Source organism: Micromonospora sp. LOL_015, assembly GCF_048060275.1.
In the GTDB taxonomy this organism is placed as follows: domain Bacteria; phylum Actinomycetota; class Actinomycetes; order Mycobacteriales; family Micromonosporaceae; genus Micromonospora_E.
On sequence record NZ_JBHMIO010000039.1, the window covers coordinates 21,719 to 40,637 of the forward strand.

The 18,919-nt window shown below is 69.9% G+C and carries 11 protein-coding genes and 1 pseudogene; 7 read left to right on the plus strand and 5 right to left on the minus strand.

The genetic code is table 11. The features are described from left to right. Positions 1–96: 96 nt before the first annotated feature. On the minus strand, positions 97–1,413 hold the full coding sequence (locus ACFHWU_RS23730; RefSeq protein WP_416591607.1) for an ABC transporter permease: 1,317 nt from the start codon (positions 1,411–1,413) through the stop codon (positions 97–99). Further along, a complete protein-coding gene (locus tag ACFHWU_RS23735; protein WP_416569082.1) occupies positions 1,410–2,108 on the minus strand; it encodes an ABC transporter ATP-binding protein in 699 nt (232 codons plus the stop codon). The genes ACFHWU_RS23730 and ACFHWU_RS23735 overlap by 4 nt, the downstream gene beginning before the upstream one ends. A gap of 173 nt (positions 2,109–2,281) precedes the next feature. Here ACFHWU_RS23735 and ACFHWU_RS23740 point away from each other — a divergent pair, with 173 nt between their 5' ends. The 4 genes from ACFHWU_RS23740 to ACFHWU_RS23755 all read left to right on the plus strand — a co-directional run bounded on the left by ACFHWU_RS23740 (position 2,282) and on the right by ACFHWU_RS23755 (position 5,475). Then, on the plus strand, positions 2,282–3,481 hold the full coding sequence (locus tag ACFHWU_RS23740) for a sensor histidine kinase (protein ID WP_416569083.1): 1,200 nt from the start codon (positions 2,282–2,284) through the stop codon (positions 3,479–3,481). Then, a complete protein-coding gene (locus ACFHWU_RS23745; RefSeq protein WP_416569084.1) occupies positions 3,478–4,161 on the plus strand; it encodes a response regulator in 684 nt (227 codons plus the stop codon). The genes ACFHWU_RS23740 and ACFHWU_RS23745 overlap by 4 nt, the downstream gene beginning before the upstream one ends. Positions 4,162–4,245: 84 nt before the next feature. Further along, the gene (locus tag ACFHWU_RS23750; protein ID WP_416569085.1) at positions 4,246–4,854 is read left to right on the plus strand and encodes a hypothetical protein; all 609 of its coding nucleotides are present in this window, start codon (positions 4,246–4,248) and stop codon (positions 4,852–4,854) included. Positions 4,855–4,875: 21 nt separating this feature from the next. Next, positions 4,876–5,475: a hypothetical protein gene (locus tag ACFHWU_RS23755; RefSeq protein WP_416591608.1), complete on the plus strand. Its 600-nt coding sequence runs from the start codon at positions 4,876–4,878 to the stop codon at positions 5,473–5,475. A 23-nt stretch (positions 5,476–5,498) separates the two neighbouring features. Here ACFHWU_RS23755 and ACFHWU_RS23760 read toward each other — a convergent pair whose 3' ends face one another. Both ACFHWU_RS23760 and ACFHWU_RS23765 read right to left on the minus strand, forming a co-directional pair. Then, a complete protein-coding gene (locus tag ACFHWU_RS23760; RefSeq protein ID WP_416591609.1) occupies positions 5,499–7,670 on the minus strand; it encodes a DUF262 domain-containing protein in 2,172 nt (723 codons plus the stop codon). Positions 7,671–7,721: 51 nt separating this feature from the next. Continuing rightward, on the minus strand, positions 7,722–9,842 hold the full coding sequence (locus ACFHWU_RS23765; protein ID WP_416591610.1) for a UvrD-helicase domain-containing protein: 2,121 nt from the start codon (positions 9,840–9,842) through the stop codon (positions 7,722–7,724). Between the two features lie 222 nt (positions 9,843–10,064). Here ACFHWU_RS23765 and drmD point away from each other — a divergent pair, with 222 nt between their 5' ends. From drmD to ACFHWU_RS23780, 3 genes are read left to right on the plus strand one after another with little or no spacing between them, the layout of a single operon-like run. After that, positions 10,065–13,250, plus strand: a complete 3,186-nt coding sequence (drmD, locus tag ACFHWU_RS23770) for a DISARM system SNF2-like helicase DrmD (protein WP_416591611.1) — start codon at positions 10,065–10,067, stop codon at positions 13,248–13,250. Beyond that, a complete protein-coding gene (locus ACFHWU_RS23775) occupies positions 13,250–17,389 on the plus strand; it encodes an Eco57I restriction-modification methylase domain-containing protein (RefSeq protein WP_416591612.1) in 4,140 nt (1,379 codons plus the stop codon). The genes drmD and ACFHWU_RS23775 overlap by 1 nt, the downstream gene beginning before the upstream one ends. Before the next feature lie 14 nt (positions 17,390–17,403). Then, complete coding sequence (locus ACFHWU_RS23780; RefSeq protein WP_416591613.1) at positions 17,404–18,162, plus strand: hypothetical protein; 759 nt, start codon at positions 17,404–17,406, stop codon at positions 18,160–18,162. Positions 18,163–18,185: 23 nt separating this feature from the next. On the opposite strand, the pseudogene ACFHWU_RS23785 reads toward ACFHWU_RS23780, so the two are convergent. Then, positions 18,186–18,919, minus strand: a pseudogene (locus ACFHWU_RS23785) (IS701 family transposase); the annotation flags it as partial.

Consider the following 18,919-nt stretch of genomic DNA (forward strand, 5'->3'; position numbering starts at 1 on the left):
GGCCTGACCGACTCCATCTGCACGGCGACGTGCCTGGCGGGAACGGATCCCGCCAGGCACGTGGTGCAGGTCGGCCGCCTTCCGGCCGGCTGCTGCCTACTCGTAGCGCAGCGAGTTCACCGGATCGGCCCGGGCCGCCCGCGACGCAGGCAGGGTGCCGGCCAGGAACGCGATCGCCATCACCAGCAGAATGATCACCGCGATCGAGACCGGTTCGAAGGCGATCAACGTCAGGCCGGGCAGATCCGACAGGAAGCCGCCAGACAGTGCACTGCTGATCGCCGTACCGGCCGCGATCGCCAGCACCGCACCGATCGCGCTGCCGAGGAAGCCGATGAAGGTGGCTTCCAGACTGAACAGGCCGAACACCTTGCCGGAGCCCATGCCCATCGCCTTCATCAGGCCGATCTCGCGGGTGCGTTCCTGCACCGACATGAACAGGGTGTTGACGATCCCGAAGCTCGCCGCCAGCAGCGCGATGACCGCGAAGGCGTTGAGCACCAGCACGATGCCGTCGATCACGGTCCGGAACGCGCCGAGCTGGTCGGCGACCGTGCTCCCGGCGTAGCCGGCGTCGGCCAGCCGGTCCTTCAGCGCGCTGATCTGCTCGTCGGTCGCGGCCGGGTCGAACCAGATGCTCGCCTGGGCGTACCGCTGCGCCTCGGCGGCGGGCAGGCCGGTGTTCTGCGCGTCGAACAGCGCGTCGGTCAGCGCGTCGTTGGGCACGATGCTGGCCCCGTCCGGGGTCGCCAGGGTCTCCTCGGCCACCCCGACGATCGTCGCCTCGATGACCTGCTCTGTGCGCTCGGCGTCGGTGACCGCGATCGAGACGGTCTGCCCGACCGCCGCCGCGCCGTCGGCGAAGCCGAGCGGTTCGACGTACGACGTCGGGAGCGCGAGCTGCAGCTGCGATGACGAGTTGTCCGGCTCGGCCCCGGCCGCCAGCGGCGTCTGCTGCCCGGCGACCAGCCCACCGACGTTGACGACGTAGCGCGTGCCGTCGCCGACCTGGATGTAGTCGGCGCTGATCGACCTGGTGGCCTGGACGTCGAGCACACCCTCGATGTCGGCCAGCATGTCGATGTCGGCCGGGGTGAGCGCGACGACGGTCTGACCGGGCGGACCGGGCTGCCCGCTCGACACGGCGTCCGGGTCGTACTCGGCAGGTCCGGCGTCGGCGTCACCGAAGCCGTTGTCCGTGTCCGTGTCCGAGGACTTCATGACCGTCATGACGTCGGAGGCGCCGATCGCCGTCACCGTGTCGTCGATGTAGGCGTTGATGCCGGTGCCCAGCCCGCTGGTCAGGGTCAGGGTGAAGGCGCCGATGAAGATCGCCAGGATCGTCAGCAGCGTACGGGTCTTGGACCGGAAGGTGTTCGCGGTGGCCGAACCGATCAGATCGGAGATCTTCATGCCGGCACCGCCAGCGAGTCGCCGACCAGGTGGCCGTCCCGGACGAGGATGCGGCGGTCACAGCGCGACGCGAGCTCCTCGTCGTGGGTGACGACGATGAGGGTGATGCCGTTGTGCCGGTTGAGGTCGAAGAGAATGTCCTCCACCACCGCGCCGGTGGTGGAGTCGAGGTTGCCGGTCGGCTCGTCGGCGAAGATGATGCGCGGGTTGTTCACCAGTGCCCGGGCGATCACGACGCGTTGTTTCTGCCCGCCGGAGAGATTCGCGGCCTTGTTCTTCGCCTTGTCGGCGAGTTCCAGCTGTTCCAGTGCGGCCATGCCGCGCTGTTTGCGCTCGTTGCGACCCACCCCGGCGATCTTCATCGGGAGCATGACGTTGTCGAGCACGGAGATGTTCGGGGTGAGGAAGAACTGCTGGAAGACGAACCCGAACGTCTTGTTCCGGGTCTGGTTGAGGCGGCTGCCCCGCAGCGTACGGGTATCGACCCCGCCCAGCGTGATCGTGCCTGACGTCGGGGCGTCCAGCAGCGCGAGAATATGCATCAGGGTCGACTTGCCCGATCCGCTCTTGCCGAGGATCGCGACGCTCTCTCCGTCATGTATGTCGAAGTTGACTCCCTTCAGCGCGTCGAAGCTGTTCGCGCCGCGACCGTACGTCTTCCGTACGTCGACAGCCGAGATGACAGGGCTTTCCATCGGACTCCTCGTATTCGCCGACCAGGCCGCTTTCCGGCTGGTGTCTCCATCGTCGTCGGCGGCCCGGCCCGCCGCGTCACTCTGCGGCGGGCATCCGCGTACCACGTTCGCGGTAGCGGGGATTACCACGCCAGGTGGACCTGCGTGGTCACGACGGCCGGCAGACTGGGACCATGACGACCACTGCGGCCGGGCCGGCGGACCCGAGGTACCGCCGTCCGCGCGTACCGCCGTGGGTCGGTGACCTCGTCGCAGCGGTGATCATCGTCGCGATGGCGCTCATCCAGTTCAAGATCCCCGAGCACGAGCCGGCCGGGACCGTCGCCGTCGCCCTCGCGGTCGTCCCCGCCGGGCTGTTGCCGCTGCGGCGGCGCTGGCCGCTGCCCGTGCTCGCCGGCTGTATCGCCATATACGGTCTCGTCGCGGCCACCGGGGCGCTGGAGCCGGGCGTGGTGCTCGCCGTGTCGATCGCCATGTTCGGCGCGGCGAACCGCACGGACCGGCGGACCACGCTCACCGCCGCCTGCACCGCCGTCGTCGTGACGGCCCTGCTCAACCTTCTGACGGCGATCGGGAGCGTGTTCGATCCCCGCGCGTTCCAGGTCACCGTCGTGGTCGCCTTCGCCGCCGCCGCCGGCGACGCCACCCGCTCCCGGCGGGAGTATCTGCGCGCCATCATCGAACGCGCAGAACGAGCGGAACAGACCCGCGAATCCGAGGCCCGCCGACGGGTGACCGAGGAGCGGCTGCGGATCGCCCGTGACCTGCACGACGTCGTCGCCCACCAGATCTCGGTGATCAGCCTCAACGCCGGGGTGGCCTCGTCGGCGCTGCAGACCCGTCCCGAGCGGGCACAGCAGGCCCTCGGGGTCATCCGGGGCGCGGCCCGGACCGTGTTGACCGAGATCGGCGACCTGCTGCGGGTGCTGCGTACCGAGGACGACGACGCTGGCGGGGCGGCGGCCCCGCAACCTGGCCTCGACCAGCTCGACCGGCTGGTCAGCGGGTTCGCCGACGCGGGCCTGAGCGTCTCGGTGCGGACCGAAGGGGACCTGGCGGCGGTCAGCGGCGCGGTCGACGTGGTCGCGTACCGGGTCGTCCAGGAAGGTCTCACCAACGCGCACAAACACGGTGCCGAGCACCGCGCCCGCGTCCTGATCGAGGTCGACGCCAATCAAGTTCTGGTGGTGGTCACGAACCCGGTGTCCGGCCGATCGTCCGACGACCGGCCCGAGGTACCCAGTGGCGGACACGGCCTGGTCGGTCTGCGGGAACGGGTCGCCTCGGTCCGTGGCGTCGTCGAAACCGGCCTGTCCCCGGGTGGCTACCGGCTCGCCGCCACCCTGCCACTGCCCAAGGAGGATCCCCGGTGACCAGCGTGCTCGTCGTGGACGACCAGCCACTGATCCGCCAGGCCGTCACGGACATCCTGACCGACGACGGCCGGATCAGCGTCGTCGGCGAAGCCGTCAACGGTACGCAGGCCGTCGCGCTCGCCGCCTCGCTGCGCCCCGACGTCGTACTGATGGACATCCGGATGCCGGAACTGGACGGCATCGGCGCGACGGCGGCGATCTGCGCGGACCCGGCGCTCGCCGAGACCCGGGTGCTGATCCTCACCACGTTCGAGGAGGACGAATACCTGGTGGCGGCGTTGCGGGCCGGCGCGAGCGGGTTCATCGGCAAAGGGGCGGAGCCGGAGGAGATCGTCCGCGCGGTCCGTGCGGTGTACGCCGGTGAGGCGTTGCTGTCGCCGGCCGCGACCCGCAGCCTCATCGAGCGGTACGTGCTACCCAATGCCGCACCGGTCACAGTGAGCCGGCCGAATCCGGCCAGCGAGGCGATCGACCAGTTGACCGACCGGGAACGCGAGGTGCTGCTGCTGGTCGCGCGCGGCCGGTCGAACCAGCAGATCGCCGAGGACCTGGTGATCTCGCCACACACGGCGAAGACCCACGTCAACCGGATCATGACCAAGCTGTACGCGCACGACCGCGCCCAGTTGGTCATCCTCGCGTACGAAAGCGGCCTGCTGACCCCCGGCCTGACCTGAGGTCGAGGTGACTGTCGGAGATCTTGCACCGGGCTGGCCGGGTCTGCCTTGTGATCCATGGACCGACCTGCATACCGTATTGATATGTCCCGATCATTATCGTTGGTGGGGCGGGGGCGCCTGCCGAGCGGGGCGCGGGCCGCCGTGGTCGTGGCGGCCGGCACGGCGCTGTCGTTGCTCGCGGTCGCTCCGGTGCGGGCCGTCGACATGGTCCCCCAGGCCTGTCCGATCGAGGAGACCTACGAGGTCTGGACGCCGCAGAAGGTCTGGATCTCCACCGACACCGCGAGCGACTGGCAGACCGGCCCCGGGTCGATCGACTTCACCGGTAGCGGCACGATCGACATCTCGGTCACCACGTCGGCGAGTTTCTCGGTCTCGGCCGGTGCGCTCGTCGCGTCGGCTGAGACCACCTTCGGTGTCGACCTCACCGTCGGGTCGAGCCACACGACCAGCTGGAGCCATTCGATCCCGCTGTCGTCCGGGGTGACGTCCCGCCTGGTACGGACGAAAGAAGGCCGGCTGTTCGGCTTCAGGAAGCACCGGCTCAACACCAACTGCACGGTGACCACGTCGGTTGACGCGGTGGCGTACGCCCCACTCGCATCACACAGTTCGAACTACTACTGCTGGAAGCGGGACGACTACCCGGCGACGGCCTGGTGGTATCCGAACCCGCAGGGCGGATGTTAACAAAGGGTGACGTGGGGAGACATGGGGAAGCTGCCCGCCGTCCTGGGCCTCGCCGCGGTCCTGGCGTTCGGCATCGCCGGGTGCACCGACGACCCGGATGGCGGGGCGCCGTCGCAGTCGTCGTCCGCAGGCCTGGCCGACGACGACCATCGGGGTGTCGCCCTCGAATGGGCCGGGCGCGGCAGCCAGCACAGCTCACAGCTTGAGGTCAGCCAGAGTCGCTACGACGGCCTGGTCGTCTTCCGGAACGTGACGAGCTCTCCGGTCCAGCTGATCTCCGTCGAGATGGCGACGGGTGACTCGACGGTCGTCAGCGTGGACCGGGTCGGCCTGGTGGCGCTGACGCCGGACCAGGCCGACGGCGTCGGCTTCACCGACCGGTTCCCACCCGTGTTCGCACCTGGTCTGACCGCCGTCGATCCGGCTTCGGCCGAGCTGCTGCCGAGCGACGCCAGCCGGGAACGCTACTCGGCCGTATTCAAGATCACGGCCGTCCGGCCCGGCCTGTGGGAGGCCCCACCCGTCACGGTGACCTACCGGTCGACCGGGGGCGTTCGCTCGATCGACTTCCCGCACCGGCTCTCCGTCTGCGTCGATCCCGCCTCGACGGCCGAGTGTTGAGGCGGGCCCGACGGACCCGTCAGCTACCGGCGGACGAGGACGACGGTTTCGTCGACGAGCTGGGCGCGGGTCGCCTGGTAGCCACCGGCCACGATCGCCTTGCTCAGCGAGTTCGACTGTGAGTACCAGTACCCCGATCCGGCGCGGGCAGACGGTGCCAGTGGACCCCCGATGACGGTCTCCAGTTCGTCGAAGGTGACCGGCAGCGATTCGGCGTCCTGCTCACGTAGCCAGTCGGTCAGCGGTTTGTACTTGCTGGTCAGGGCGACGGAGTGGCCGGGGGTCGACTCCTCCTCGGTCTCGTCGACCTTCTCGGCCGGCAGCTTGTCTTTCTCGGCCGTGGCCAGGGGTGCGACGGCGGCGACGGCGGTCGGTGCCGGCCAGATCTGGAGGATCCGCTCGATGAACTCGGCGGTGCGCTGGCGGATCTGCTCGACGTCCCAGCCGTGCGGTGCGGTCAGCAGGATGTCGGCGTTGATCTTCAACGTCGTGTGCTTCTGCAGCTCGGTCAGCTTGCCGGTGGGGGCGGCGCCGACCGACTGGGCCTGTTCGTCGGTCCACGGCCGGTTGGACATGGACGGGTTCAGCTTGTTGTTGACCAGGGTCAGGTTGCCGATGGTGTGCAGCAGCTTGTCCCGCTCAGCGGCCAACTCCTCGGTGAGTCCGGCGGTCCAGTACGTTTGCCACTTCTGTGGCAGCAGGTGCTCGATGGTGAGATTGCGGGGGCAGTGCGGCTGCTCGCTCTTGGGGGTACGCCGGTGCTCCTCGACGGCCTCCAGGACCATGCGCAGCCGGGCCCGCAGCAGCGTCCGGTAGACCGGCGCGGTGGTCAGTGCCTCGCGTACCTGGGCGTCGGTGGGCCAGAACCGGGAGTCGGCCCGCTGCCCGGCGAGGAAGGTCTCGGTGACGTCGCCGGCGGTCGCCGGGCCGGTCTCGTCGAGTCTGCGCAGCAGATCGAGCGTCAGCCGGTTGATGTCCTTGCTGGTGAGCCGGCACAGCGCCCGGCGTACCAGCCAGCTTTCCAGCGCGGCGAGGGCCTTGTCCCGCTGGGTGGCGGGCAGCTCCTGATCGGTCCAGCGCAGCAGCCACAGCAGGACCGGGGTGACCACCGCCGAGTCCATCGCCTCCAGCACCCGGTAGCGGAACCTGCCGACAGCCGAGTCGGCCGGCCACTTGTCCAGGGCCGCGTAGTTCGCGGCGTCGCGGGACAGATCGGCGAGCAGCGCCGGCAGATCGAGCTGAACCGGTGCCGGCAGGTGCTCCTTGAAGGACAGGTAGAGACGGTCGGCCGGCACCTCCTTGATTGTCCGGGTGATCAGCCAGTGGTGGAGGAAGATGTCGATCCGGGGCACGTACTGCCGGCCACGGGCGACGCGCAGCCGCCAGTGGTCGGTGTCCAACTGCTCCCAGTGCTTGCGGTACAGGCTGGCCACGTCGAGCTGCTGTGCCTGCGCGATCTGGAAGACCAGGTTCTTGATCAGGTCGGCGGCGAGCAGCGGCATACCCCGGCTGTTGAGACTCTCGAAGATCACCTGGGCGTTGTCGCCCGGCTCCAGCTGGATCACCACCAGCTTCAAGTGGTCGCGCAGCGCCTGGGCCAGCGCCTGAAGTCGGGCAGCGGCCTTGTCCGGGTCACCGGTGACCTCGGCCCACTCGGCGATCGCCCGGACGAAGAAGTCGTGGCCGCGCACCAGCGCCGAGCCGGCCAGCTCCGCGTCGGGCGTGCCGTCGCCGTCCATCGCGGCCCGGAAGGCGTCCTGGTCGCGGTCGGTCGGCCAGACCTTGTACGCCTCCGACGGGTTCTGCAGGATCTCGGGCTGGTTGCGGACCAGGACCTGCAGCGCCTGTGCGTGCAGAGCGCTGCCGTGCTGTGCGGCGACCCGCTGTGCCGCGTTCAGCATCAGCTGCAGGGTGGTCAACCGCTGCTGGCCATCGATGACCTGGCGCATCGTGACGTAGCCGGATGAGCCGGCCGGCTGGTCGAGCACGATCGCGCCGAGAAAGTGCGGGGCGACCGGTAGGTTGCCGTATCCGGCCGGTGTAGTCAGCACGTCCTCCGCCACCCTGGCGACGTCCTCCCACAAGGGAACCCATTGGTCCTGCTCGTTCCACACGTACGGCCGCTGGAACAGCGGCACGACGTGCCGGACCTGGTGACCGAAGATCGCGGTCGGGGTGAGGGTGTGTGCCTGCATGTCGGGTGCCTCGCGAGGGTTCGGTGGTGGTCGCTGGATGGTCGGTGGTGGTCAGTGGGCGGGCCGGGCGTCGAGGAACGGGCTGGGCGCACCGGCGTAGGAGACATAGAGCGAGTCCCGGGCGCGGGTGCAGGCGACGAAGAGCAGGCAGCGTTCCCGTTGCAGGTCGTGCCGGTGCGCGGCGGGGTCGTCGTCGGCTGCGGTGATCGTCGAGCGGGCCGGCATGGTGTCGGCGTCGACGCTGATCGCCGCGACGCAGCGGAACTCGAGCCCTTTCATCGCGTGCATGGTGCCGACCCGTACCGCGTTGGTCTTGCTGGCAGTGGGGGTGCTGACCGGGATGCCGGCGGTGCCGAGCCGGTCGCGGGCGGCGCGGGCCAGGTGGCCGTTGCGTGCGGCGACGGCGATCGCGTGCGGTTCGACTCCGTCGTCGATCCAGCGGCGTACCTGGTTGACGAGCTGGTCGTGCTCGGCGTCGCGGTCGGGGTGCCCGGCGATCCGGGGCCGCCGGCCGTGCATCGGCGAGCGGTAGCCGGTCAAGTTGTCCGGCTGGTCGTCGAGTCCGGTCGGGTCGACTCCGGTGAGCAGCCGTACCGACCAGGCGAGGATTTCCTGGGTGGTGCGGTAGTTGATGGTCAGTTTCCGGCTGCGCCCCCGGATCCCGACGCCGAGGCTGCCCAGCGACACGTGGTTGTCGTAGATGCGTTGGTGCGGGTCGGCGACGATGAACAGGTCGTCGGGGCCGGCGGCGACGGCGGCCCGCAGCAGCCGCCACTGCGCCGGGTGCAGGTCCTGGCCTTCGTCGACGATGACGTGCCGGTACGGGCGGTCCGGCCGTTCGGCGAGGATCTTCGCCGCCTGGTCGGCCAGCTGCAGGTGGGTGTGCTGGTCCTGTTGCCGCAGCGCGTCGGTGACCTGCCGGATCGCTTCCCAGACGGCGAGCCGCTGGTCGGCGCGCAGCGGTGCGCCCCGGCCGTGCCGGCGGGCGGCGAGGTAGCCGGCCGGCTCGGTGATGCCCTGGGCGAGGATCACCTGCTCCCATTCACGTTGCAGGAAGGCAGCGCTGTGCTGCCCGCCGGTGGCGGCGGCGGCCTGTTCCCACAGCGGTCGGGTGACGGTCCTGGCGTCGGCGATGGCCGGTTGGCGGCCGAGGGTTTCGGCGACGATCCGGTAGGCGAGCCGGTCGACGTTCAGCACGTCGATCCGGTCCCGTACCGACGCATCGTCGGTGAGCAGGCCGAGTTGCCGGTCGAGGGCGTCGGCGAGGTTGCGGGTAAAGGTGGTCAGCAGCAACCGGTCCGGGCCGTCGGTCGTCCGGGCGGCGAGGAACACCGCCCGGTGCAGGGCGGTCACCGTCTTGCCGGTGCCGGCACTGCCGGTGACCAGCGCCGGTCCGGCGTACGACGGCCGGTGGGCGATCTCGCGTTGGGTCGGGTGCAGGAAGACCCGCCAGGCGTCGAACGGATGGGCGAGGATGCTGGCCAGTTCGGCGGGTCCGGAGACCAGGTGGAAGCGGTCCGGGGTGCGGGCGGCGGCGGCGGTCAGGTCGTCCGGGTCGACCGGCTCGGCGGGGGCGCTGGTCGGCAGGTGTGCGCTGACCTCGTCCCAGACCTGTTCCGGGGTGTATCCGGCGGCGAGGCCGGTGAGTGCGTCGTACTGGGCGGTGGGTAGCAGGTTCGCCAGGGCTTCCAGGTGCGCGTCGGTGGTGAGCAGCCGGACCAGGGGGAGGATGTCGGCGTCGACGCCGAGCCGGATCAGGTCGGCGTCGTTGACCCGGCTGAACAGCAGGCTCGGGTTGGCCCTGGCGGCCTGCTGCAGGGCTGGCTCGATGCTGTCGAGGGCCTGTTGGTTGCGGACCTCGAGGACGCCGAGGGCCTGGTTGACGGTGAACCGCCGGCTGCTGGCGTACTCGATGGCGTCGTCGTGGGGCAGGACGGTGAGCAGCAAGAATTCGTCGCCGCTGGTCGGGGCGAGTACGACGCCCCGGTAGAACTGGGTGATCCGGATGGTGCGGATGCGGGAGTCCTTGGCGTTGGCGAGTTTCTCCAGGTGGATGCCGGCGTGGGTGTGTGCCGCGAACTTGTCGATCACGGCGGAAACCGATTTCTGGACGGGTTTCTGCAGCTTGGCATAGTCGGCCAGGAAGTCCTTGGCGATTCCGAGCTTGGCCACTGTCGTAACCCCTGTCGACTGTGTAGACAAATTGCACTAACCTGCACGCCTGCGTTCGCGGAGAGCCCATGTTACGCAGTGGTCCCGGGCTCAGGAAACGACGAAAGGTGCAGAGTGGAGGCACGTACGTATGGAATGGGCCGTTCGGACACTTCGCACCAAACTATCGACGATGCTCAGCGTGCCGGATCGGCTGTCCCAACCCTGACGGAGCAGTCGGCGGTGCCCGCCGAAGGCCAACTGGTAACGGTACGAAACCGCAGGTGGGTGGCGGCGCAGGTGCATCGCGGCGAGGTCGCCAGCGCCGATCCGCACGTGTTCACCGGGCAGGCGCCGCACCTGGTGCAGCTGATCAGCGTCGAGGACGATGCCCGCGACGAGGAGTTGCGGGTGGTCTGGGAGTTGGAGCCCGGTCGGGCGGTGCACGACTCCACCGTCCTGCCCGGTCCGGGTGACGGGTTCGACGACCCGGCCCAACTGGACGCATTCCTCGACGCGGTCCGTTGGGGTGCGATTGCCTCGGCCGACCGTACGGCGTTGCAGGCCCCGTTCCGTTCCGGCGTGGAGATCGAGGATTACCAGCTCGACCCGGTGGTGCGGGCGCTGTCCATGCCGCGGACCAATCTATTGATCGCCGATGATGTCGGACTGGGTAAGACAATTGAATCCGGCCTGGTCATGCAGGAGTTGATGTTGCGGCACCGGGCCCGGACGATGGTGATCGTCTGCCCGGCCGGGCTGACCCGGCAGTGGCGCGACGAAATGCGCGACAAGTTCGGCCTCGAATTCCGCATCGTCGACAGCGCACTGCTGCGTGACCTGCGACGCAGCCGAGGCCTGTACGCGAACCCGTGGACCCACTACCCCCGGTTGATCGTCAGCGTCGACTGGCTCAAACGCGACCGCCCGCTGCGGCTGCTCCGCGAGGTGCTGCCGACCGCCCCCCGCTACCCGCGCGCCATCGACCTGCTCGTGGTCGACGAGATCCACACCTGCGCGCCGGCCGGCCGGGGCCGCTACGCCACCGACTCCCAGCGGACGAAGGCGATCCGGACCCTCGCCCCGCACTGCGAGCACCGGCTGTTCCTGTCGGCGACCCCGCACAACGGCTACCTGGAGTCGTTCACCGCGCTGCTGGAGCTGCTCGACGACCAGCGCTTCGCCCGAGGGGTGAAACCGACCGACGAGCAACTGGCCCGGGTGATGGTCCGCCGGCTCAAAAGTGAACTGCCACGGAGGTGGGACGGCACCCCACGGTTCCCGGTGCGCCGCCTCGACTACCTTGAAGTCGACTACCCGGCCGCCGAACGGCACGCCCACGAGCTGCTGTCGCGCTACGCCGCCAGCCGCCGCGACGCCGCCGCCGACCGGGCCGGGCAGCTCGCCGCCGACTTCGTCACCACGCTGCTCAAACGCCGGCTCTTCTCGTCACCGAAGGCGTTCGCCGAAACCGTCGACACCCACCTGGCCACGATGTCCGCCCGCACCGACGGCCACCCCGCCGACACCGCACCGGTACGCGACAAGGCCGACAAGGTGCTGCGGCCGGCGATCGACCGGCTCGACGAGACCGCCGAGGACGACGAGGCGTACGGCGAGGTCGAAACCGACGCCCTGACCGCCGTACGCCGCTGGGCGCCGCCGCTGTCCACCCAGGAAAAGGCGCTGCTCACCGAGCTGCAGACCTGGGCCCGGTCGGCGCAGCACCAGCCGGACGCCAAGTTCACCGCGCTGCGCGCCTGGCTGGACCCGATCGTGCGGCCGGGCGGCGACTGGTCCGACGAACGGGTCATCATCTTCACCGAGTACCGCGACACCCAACGCTGGCTGCACGAACGGCTGATCACCGCCGGCTACCCGGCGGAACGGATCGCGTTGCTGTTCGGCGGCCAGGACCCGCAGGACCGCGAACAGGTCAAGAACGTGTTCACCGAGGACCCGGCCCTGGACCCGGTACGGGTGCTGCTGGCCACCGACGCCGCCAGCGAAGGCATCAACCTGCAGCGCCACTGCCACCGGCTGCTGCACTGGGAGATCCCGTGGAACCCCAACCGGCTGGAGCAGCGCAACGGCCGCATCGACCGGCACGGTCAACGGGCCGCCGAGGTGCAGGTGCTGCACTTCGTCCCGGCCGGCTGGCAGCACGCCGACTACACCGACGGGTCCCTTGAGGACGAGCTGGCGTTCCTGCGGCTGGCTGTGGAGAAGGTCGAGGCGATCCGCACCGACCTGGGCAGCGCCGGTGAGGTCATCGCCACCCAGGTCGAGCAGAAGATGACCGGCAAGCGTACGGACTGGCGGGCAACCGACGCCGAGATCGGCCAGCGGGCCAGCCGTGCCCGGCTACGGTACGAGCGGGACCTGGCCCGTGAACTGCAGCGGCTCACCGAGAAGCTGCATGCCAGCCGTACCCAGCTGAACCTGACCCCGGCCACGGTGGAGCGGGTGGTCCGCACGGCGCTGCGGCTGGCGCACCGCCGCGACCTGATCGTGGCCCCGACCCCGGCGGACGCCACCGGCACCTGGTTCCGGCTGCCGGAGCTGCCGGGCGCGTGGGCGACGGCCCGCACCGACGGTCTGCTGCATCCGGTCACCGGCCGGGAAAGGCCGGTCACGTTCGACCCGGACGCCGCGAAGGGCCGCACCGACGTGGTGCTGCTGCACCTCGGGCACCGGCTGGTCGGCATGTGCCTGCGGCTGCTGCGCGCCGAACTGTGGTCGCGGACCGGCGGCAGCACCTCCGGTGCCGGTACCGGCACCGACGCGGGCACCGGGAAGCGGCTGCACCGGGTCACCGCCCGGATCGTCCCCGGCGACCTGCTGCGCAGCCCGGCGCTGATCGCCCACGGCCGGGTGGTGATCACCGGCACGGAAGGCACCCGACTGCACGAGGAGATCATCACCGCGGGCGGGCCGATCGTCGCCGGCAAACTGACCCGCGCCCGCCAGCAGGAGCTGGACGCGCTACTCGCCGCCGCCACCGACGAGACACCGGCGGAGCCGATGCTGGGCCAGCTCGTCGAGCTGTGGCCGACGCTGTCCGAGCCGCTCAGCCGGGCCCTCGCCGTCCGCGCCGACCAGCGCAAACGCAGCCTGTACAGCCTGCTGGAGCAGCGCTGCGCCGAGGAGGTCACCGCGATCGGGGCGGTGCTCGACGAGCTGGCGGCCAACATCCGGGCCCGCCTCGACGACACGCCGTCCTGGGAACAGCCGTCGCTGTTCGAGCTGGAACGCGAACAACTGCACGCCGACCGGGACGCCCTGCGGAACCGGCTGCGCGACATCCCGGCGCAGCGGCAGCGGGAAACCGACGCGCTGCGCTGCCGCTACGCCGACCCGACCGCCCGCTGGTTCCCCGCCGCCGTCACCTGCCTGGTGCCCGCTTCCCTCGCCCGAGGTGCCCGCTGATGCCGTCCACCCGAAGCACCGCCACCGCAGTCAGTGCCGGCCGTCGCCCGTACCGGCCGGCTCCGCAACGTGCCGACGAACAGCACGCCGAATGGCTCGGCCTGCTCGGCCCGGACGGGCCGTTCCTGACCGTGCCGGTGCTGACCGCCGCCCTGCCCGACGGCCTGGACACCGTGCCCGACGAGGTCCGCCACCGGATCCGCCAAGGCTGGGGTGAGATCCTCGACGCCCCGCCGGACCTGCTCGCCCCGGCCTGGGTGGAGCTGATCCTGACCGAACTGCTGCGCTACCCGGCCAGCGCCCGCGGCGACGGCACCGCGCTGCCGTCGGAGATCCTCGCCGGCGCCGACCGGCGTCGCCGTCGACCCGACTGGATCATGTACGGGCCGGAACCCGGCGGCGGCCGGGCCGCCCGGCTGCACGTCTACCACCTGCCGGCTGACACCCCGCTGACCAGGCCGGACGGCGACCGGCCGGCACCCACCGAGCAGGCCGCACAGCTGTGCCGCGACACCCGCACCCCGGTGGCGCTGCTCACCAACGGCCAGCACTGGGCGCTGGTGCACGCCCGCCCCGGCACCGCCACCGGAGTCGCCGTCTTCGACGCCGACCTGTGGTTGGAGGAGCCGCTGCTGCTGCGGGCGTTCGTCACCCTGCTGGCGGCGAGCCGGGTGCTGCCGCCGGCCGCCAACCCGGACGGCACCGCGTCGACCAGCCTCGCCGGGTTGTTCGTCCGCAGCGCCGACGCCCTCACCCAGGTCACCACCACCCTCGGTGACCAGGTCCGCCGGGCGGTGGAGCTGTTCGTCGGCGAACTGGCCCGGCTGGACCGCGAATCCGGCGGGGAGCTGCTGCGCGACGTCGCCGACCGGGAGATCTACCGGGGCGCGCTGACGGTGCTGATGCGGCTGGTCTTCCTGCTGTACGCCGAGGAGCAGCGGCTGCTGCCGCTCGGTGACCCGCTCTACCAGGAGGCGTACGCGGCGACCACGCTGCACGCCCAGCTGAGCCTGGCGCGGGACCTGTACAGCGAGGAGGTGACCGACCGGCGGGCGGCGGCCTGGCCCCGGCTACTGGCCCTGTTCGCGGCGGTGCACGGCGGCTGCGCCCACCCGGACCTGATGATCCCGGCGCACGGCGGGTCGCTGTTCGACCCGGCCCGGTTCGGCTGGCTGCACCGGGCGGCGGTCACCGACCGGGTGATCCTGGAGATCCTGGACGCGCTGCTGGTGCTGCGCCACCGGGGCAAGGCCGCCGAGCAGCTCAGCTACTCCAGCCTCGGGGTGGAGCAGATCGGCCACGTCTACGAAGGACTGCTCGACTTCTCCTGCCTGCGGGTGGATCAGCCGCACGTCGGGTTGATCGGCAAACTGGAGCCGGAGCTGCCGCTCACCGAGCTGATCGAGCAGGCCGGGCACGGTGAGCCGGAGTTCCGCGACTGGCTGATGAAATGCTGCGGCCTGACCGCCGGCCAGGTGACGAAGGCGCTGGCCCGCACGCCCCGGCCGGACGAGGTGGCGGCGCTGCACGCCGCCTGCGACAACAACGCCGACCTGGCCGAGCGGGCCCGCCCGTACTGGGGGCTGCTCCGCACCGACCTGCGCGGCCTGCCGGCGATCTTCCCGGCCCGGTCGGTGCTGTTCACCCAGGTCGGCGACCGGCGCGCCACCGGCACCCACTACACGCCGAAGGAGCTGGCCGAGGAGGTCGTCCGGCACACGCTGGCGCCGTTGTGTTTCGCGCCCGGCCCGGCGCAGGGCGTCGCCGAGGAAGGCGTGTGGCGGGCGAAGACCGCGGATGAGTTGCTGCAGCTGAAGGTGCTGGACCCGGCGATGGGCTCCGGCGCGTTCCTGGTGGCTGCCTGCCGCTACCTGGCCGAGGTGGTGGTGCGGGCCTGGCAGCGCGACAAGCTGCCGGCCGAGCTGGCCGACCTGCCGGCCGACGGGCGCACCGAGGAGGATCTGCGGCTGGCGGCCCGCCGGATGGTCGCCGCCCGCTGCCTGTACGGGGTGGACCGCGACGACATGGCCGTCGAGTTGGCGAAGCTGTCGCTGTGGCTGGTCACCCTGGCCAAGGGGCGACCGTTCGGCTTCCTCGACCACGCGCTGCGCTGCGGTGACTCGCTGGTCGGCATCACCTCGCTGGACCAGCTGACCGCCTTCCACCTGGACCCGGAGCAGGGCCGCTCGCTGCACGCCCGGCTCTACGGCTCGGTCACCGACCGGCTGCACGAACTGGTCGCCGAGATGACCGAGCTGCGGGAGCAGATCGAGGCGACCGTGGTGCAGGACACCCGCGACGCCGCCGACAAGGCGGCGAAGCTGGGCCTGATCGAGCAGATGGGGGACGGGCTGCGGCTGGCCGCCGACGCCGTCGTGGGCGCGGCGCTGTCCACCGCCGTACGGGCACAGCGCCGTCCATGGGATCCGGCCGACGACCCCGACGACGACCCGGAGTACAAGTACGACGACCGGCTGTCGGCGATCAGCGACCAGGTGTACGCGGTGCTGCACGACCAGGCGTCGGCGAGGCAGACCCGGCAGTTGACCGACACGATCAGCGGCTGGCTGCGCGGCAGCCGCCCCGCCCCGATCCGCCCACTGCACTGGCCGCTGGAGTTCCCCGAAGTCATCAACCGCGCCGGCTTCGACGCCGTCATCGCCAACCCACCGTTCGTGGGCGGGCAGCGGCTGACCGGATCGATCGGTGTCGACCTTCGCGAGTATCTGGTGGAGCGGGTCGGCCGGGGTCGACGTGGCAGCGCCGACCTGTGCTCGTACTTCCTGCTGCGCAAACTGGCGGTGACCGGGAAGGGCCGGGTCGGGCTGATCGCCACGAACACGATCGCCCAGGGCGACACCCGCGAGGTCGGCCTGGACCAGGCGATCGACATGGGTTGGACGATCTACCGGGCCAACAAGTCGCAGCCGTGGCCGGGCACCGCCTCGCTGGAGGTGTCGCTGCTCTGGGTGGGGCACGCCGGCAGCGGCGAGGAGCGCATCCTCGACGGCCGCAAGGTGCGGGGCATCACCGCCTCGCTCGACGCCGAGTCCCGTGTGACCGGCAACCCGCACCGCCTCGCCGCCAACGCCGGCCAGTCGTTCCAGGGCTCGAACATCCTGGGCAAAGGATTTCTGCTGGAGCCGGATCAGGCACAGGCGCTGATCGCCAAGGACCCGCGTAACAAGGACGTCCTCTTCCCTTACCTCAACGGTGAAGACCTGAACACCAGCCCGGACTGCTCAGCCACCCGCTGGGTCATCAACTTCCACGACTGGCCCATCGAACGCGCCCAGCAGTACCCAGACTGCTTCGCCACTATCGAACGCGAAGTCAAACCCGAACGCGAGCGCAACAAGTACAGCGCTAGTGCGCGCAAACGTTGGTGGCAGTACGAGCGCCGCCGCCCAGAACTGTACGAGGCAATCGAAGGACTTGACCGCGTCCTCGCCATCGCCCTCGTCAGTAAGACAGGGCTACCGATTACGGTGCCGACCGGACAAGTCTTCTCGCATATGCTTGGTGTATTCGCAACCAATCGCTTCGCGCATCTGACGCTGCTGTCGAGCATAGTCCATTTCGCCTGGTGGACCGGTAAAGGTGGGTCCACCCTCGAAACTCGACTTCGCTATACGCCTTCCGATGGGTTTGAGACCTTCCCACAGCCAGTGTTGACGGGCCGCATGGACCGGGTTGGTGAGGAGTTGGACTCGTACCGACGGTCGGTGATGTTGGGGCGGGGGTTGGGGCTGACGGAGCTCTACAACCTGGTCCACGACGAGGGCGTGGCCAGCGCGGACATCCGCCGGCTGCGGGATATCCACGTCGAGATCGACAAGGCGGTTGCCGAGGCGTACGGCTGGTCTGAACTGAGGCTCAACCACGGCTTCCACGAGACGCGGCAGGGCACCCGCTTCACGATCGACCCAACGGTGCAGGTTGAGATCCTTGATCGCTTGCTGGAGCTCAACCACAAGCGCTACGACGAAGAAAACCGCAAGGGCCTGCACTCCGGCGCACGCCGCACACCACGCAAGTCAACCAAGTCGGTCCCGCGACCCCGAAAGCCAGCGGAATCCGAGCCGCTACCCCCGGCCTTCGACGACGCCCTGTTCCCCCGCCCCGACGCCCTCTTCTGATTTGTGGAGTTGACATGCCACCGAAGCGTCCATCCCGTATTCGTCGCGAGTTGCTTATCAACGGTCGGCGAGTCCGCATCTCCGACCTGATTGAAGCCGAGTTGCTGCAGGCTGGGCAAAAGCTCTACTACACGCCTCGTTACGGTGAGCCGCCGTACGAATCCGTCGTGACAGACCGCGGGAATCTCCGGCTGGCTGACGGTCGGGAGTTCTCTACGCCTTCAGCGGCGGGCGCTGCTGCTGCCAACATCCGTGCTGTGGCCGGTTGGTCCGCTTGGAGGGTGAGTCCAACTGGAGCTTCGCTGCACGAGCTGCGCCAGCAGTTGCTCAAGGCGGTTGCCGAGGAGGTCGCATCCGAACACCAGGCACCTCCGGAGGAGGCCGAGGCGGCCCGTCGTCGCTTCGAGTATCTGGAGGAGGCTCGCGCCAAGGCAGAGGCAGGGAAGCCGCAGAGCTTGACCGTGCGTGAGTTCATCCGGCTCTGGGGCGTCGAGGACCGTGACCGTGAGGCCAGCGCTCGCATCGATGCGGACCTCGCCAACCACGGACTGGTCACCGTCCCCGACTTCCGAGCGGTCGGTCTGCATCTCGCCCTGCGGCTGGAGACACCAAGCGAGAGTGATGAAGCGCCGGTGAACGTGGCTGACCACCGTGCCCCTGAGCGCGACGAGTCAGCCGACGACACGAACGACGAGGACAGTACGGACATCGGCCTGACGCTGGGCAACCTGCTGCAAGACGATAGCCCGCTGGTCTCGGTTTCTCCCTCGTAGGGCAGCCGTACTTTGTGACTTGATCATGTGAGTCTGGATCGGTAGTGGTACCAGCGGGCGCGGGCTTGATGGCGGCGGCGCCACCAGGACCAGCGGAGATGGTGTTCGAGGCTGTGCCAGGCCCTGGTAGCGAGGTTGTACAGCCGTTTGATCTCGACAACGGTCAGCCGGGTGAGTCCGAGGTCGGCCGGTGGTGGTTCGCTGGGGTGGGTGGGTCGGGGTGGTGGCGGGGTGCCGGCCGCGGCGTCGGCGGCGGTGACCGCGCAGACGGCGAGCGCGGCCATGACCAGCACTATGTGCCGCATGATCGGGGTGTGGAGCCGGTTCTGGAACTGGTCGAACCCGAAGTGGTCCTTGCCGAACCCGTGGTCCTCCTCGATCGTCCACCGCCGGCCGGTCACCCTCACCAACGCGGTCAGGGTCGCCGGAAGGCGCTCCGGTATCCAGCAGTAGAAGTAGGCCAGGTCGTCGGGGTCAGCCAGGCTCCGGCGTACGAGCAGGTAGTGGCGGGGGCCGGCGGTGGCGATCCACGCCCACGCGTACCAGCGGTCGCCTTTGGAACCCGCCCCGCAGGACATGGTCTGCCAGGCGGTGTCGGTGGTCAGGGTGGTGACAGCGGTGTCGGCGCGGATCTTCGTCTTCCAGCCGGGCAGGGTGATCCGGAACGAGCACGGCACGCCGAGGCTGTAGCCGATTCCCCGGGTCTCGCAGGTGTCGCGTAGCCGCCGGTCCCGGCCGTAGACGGCGTCGGCGGTGC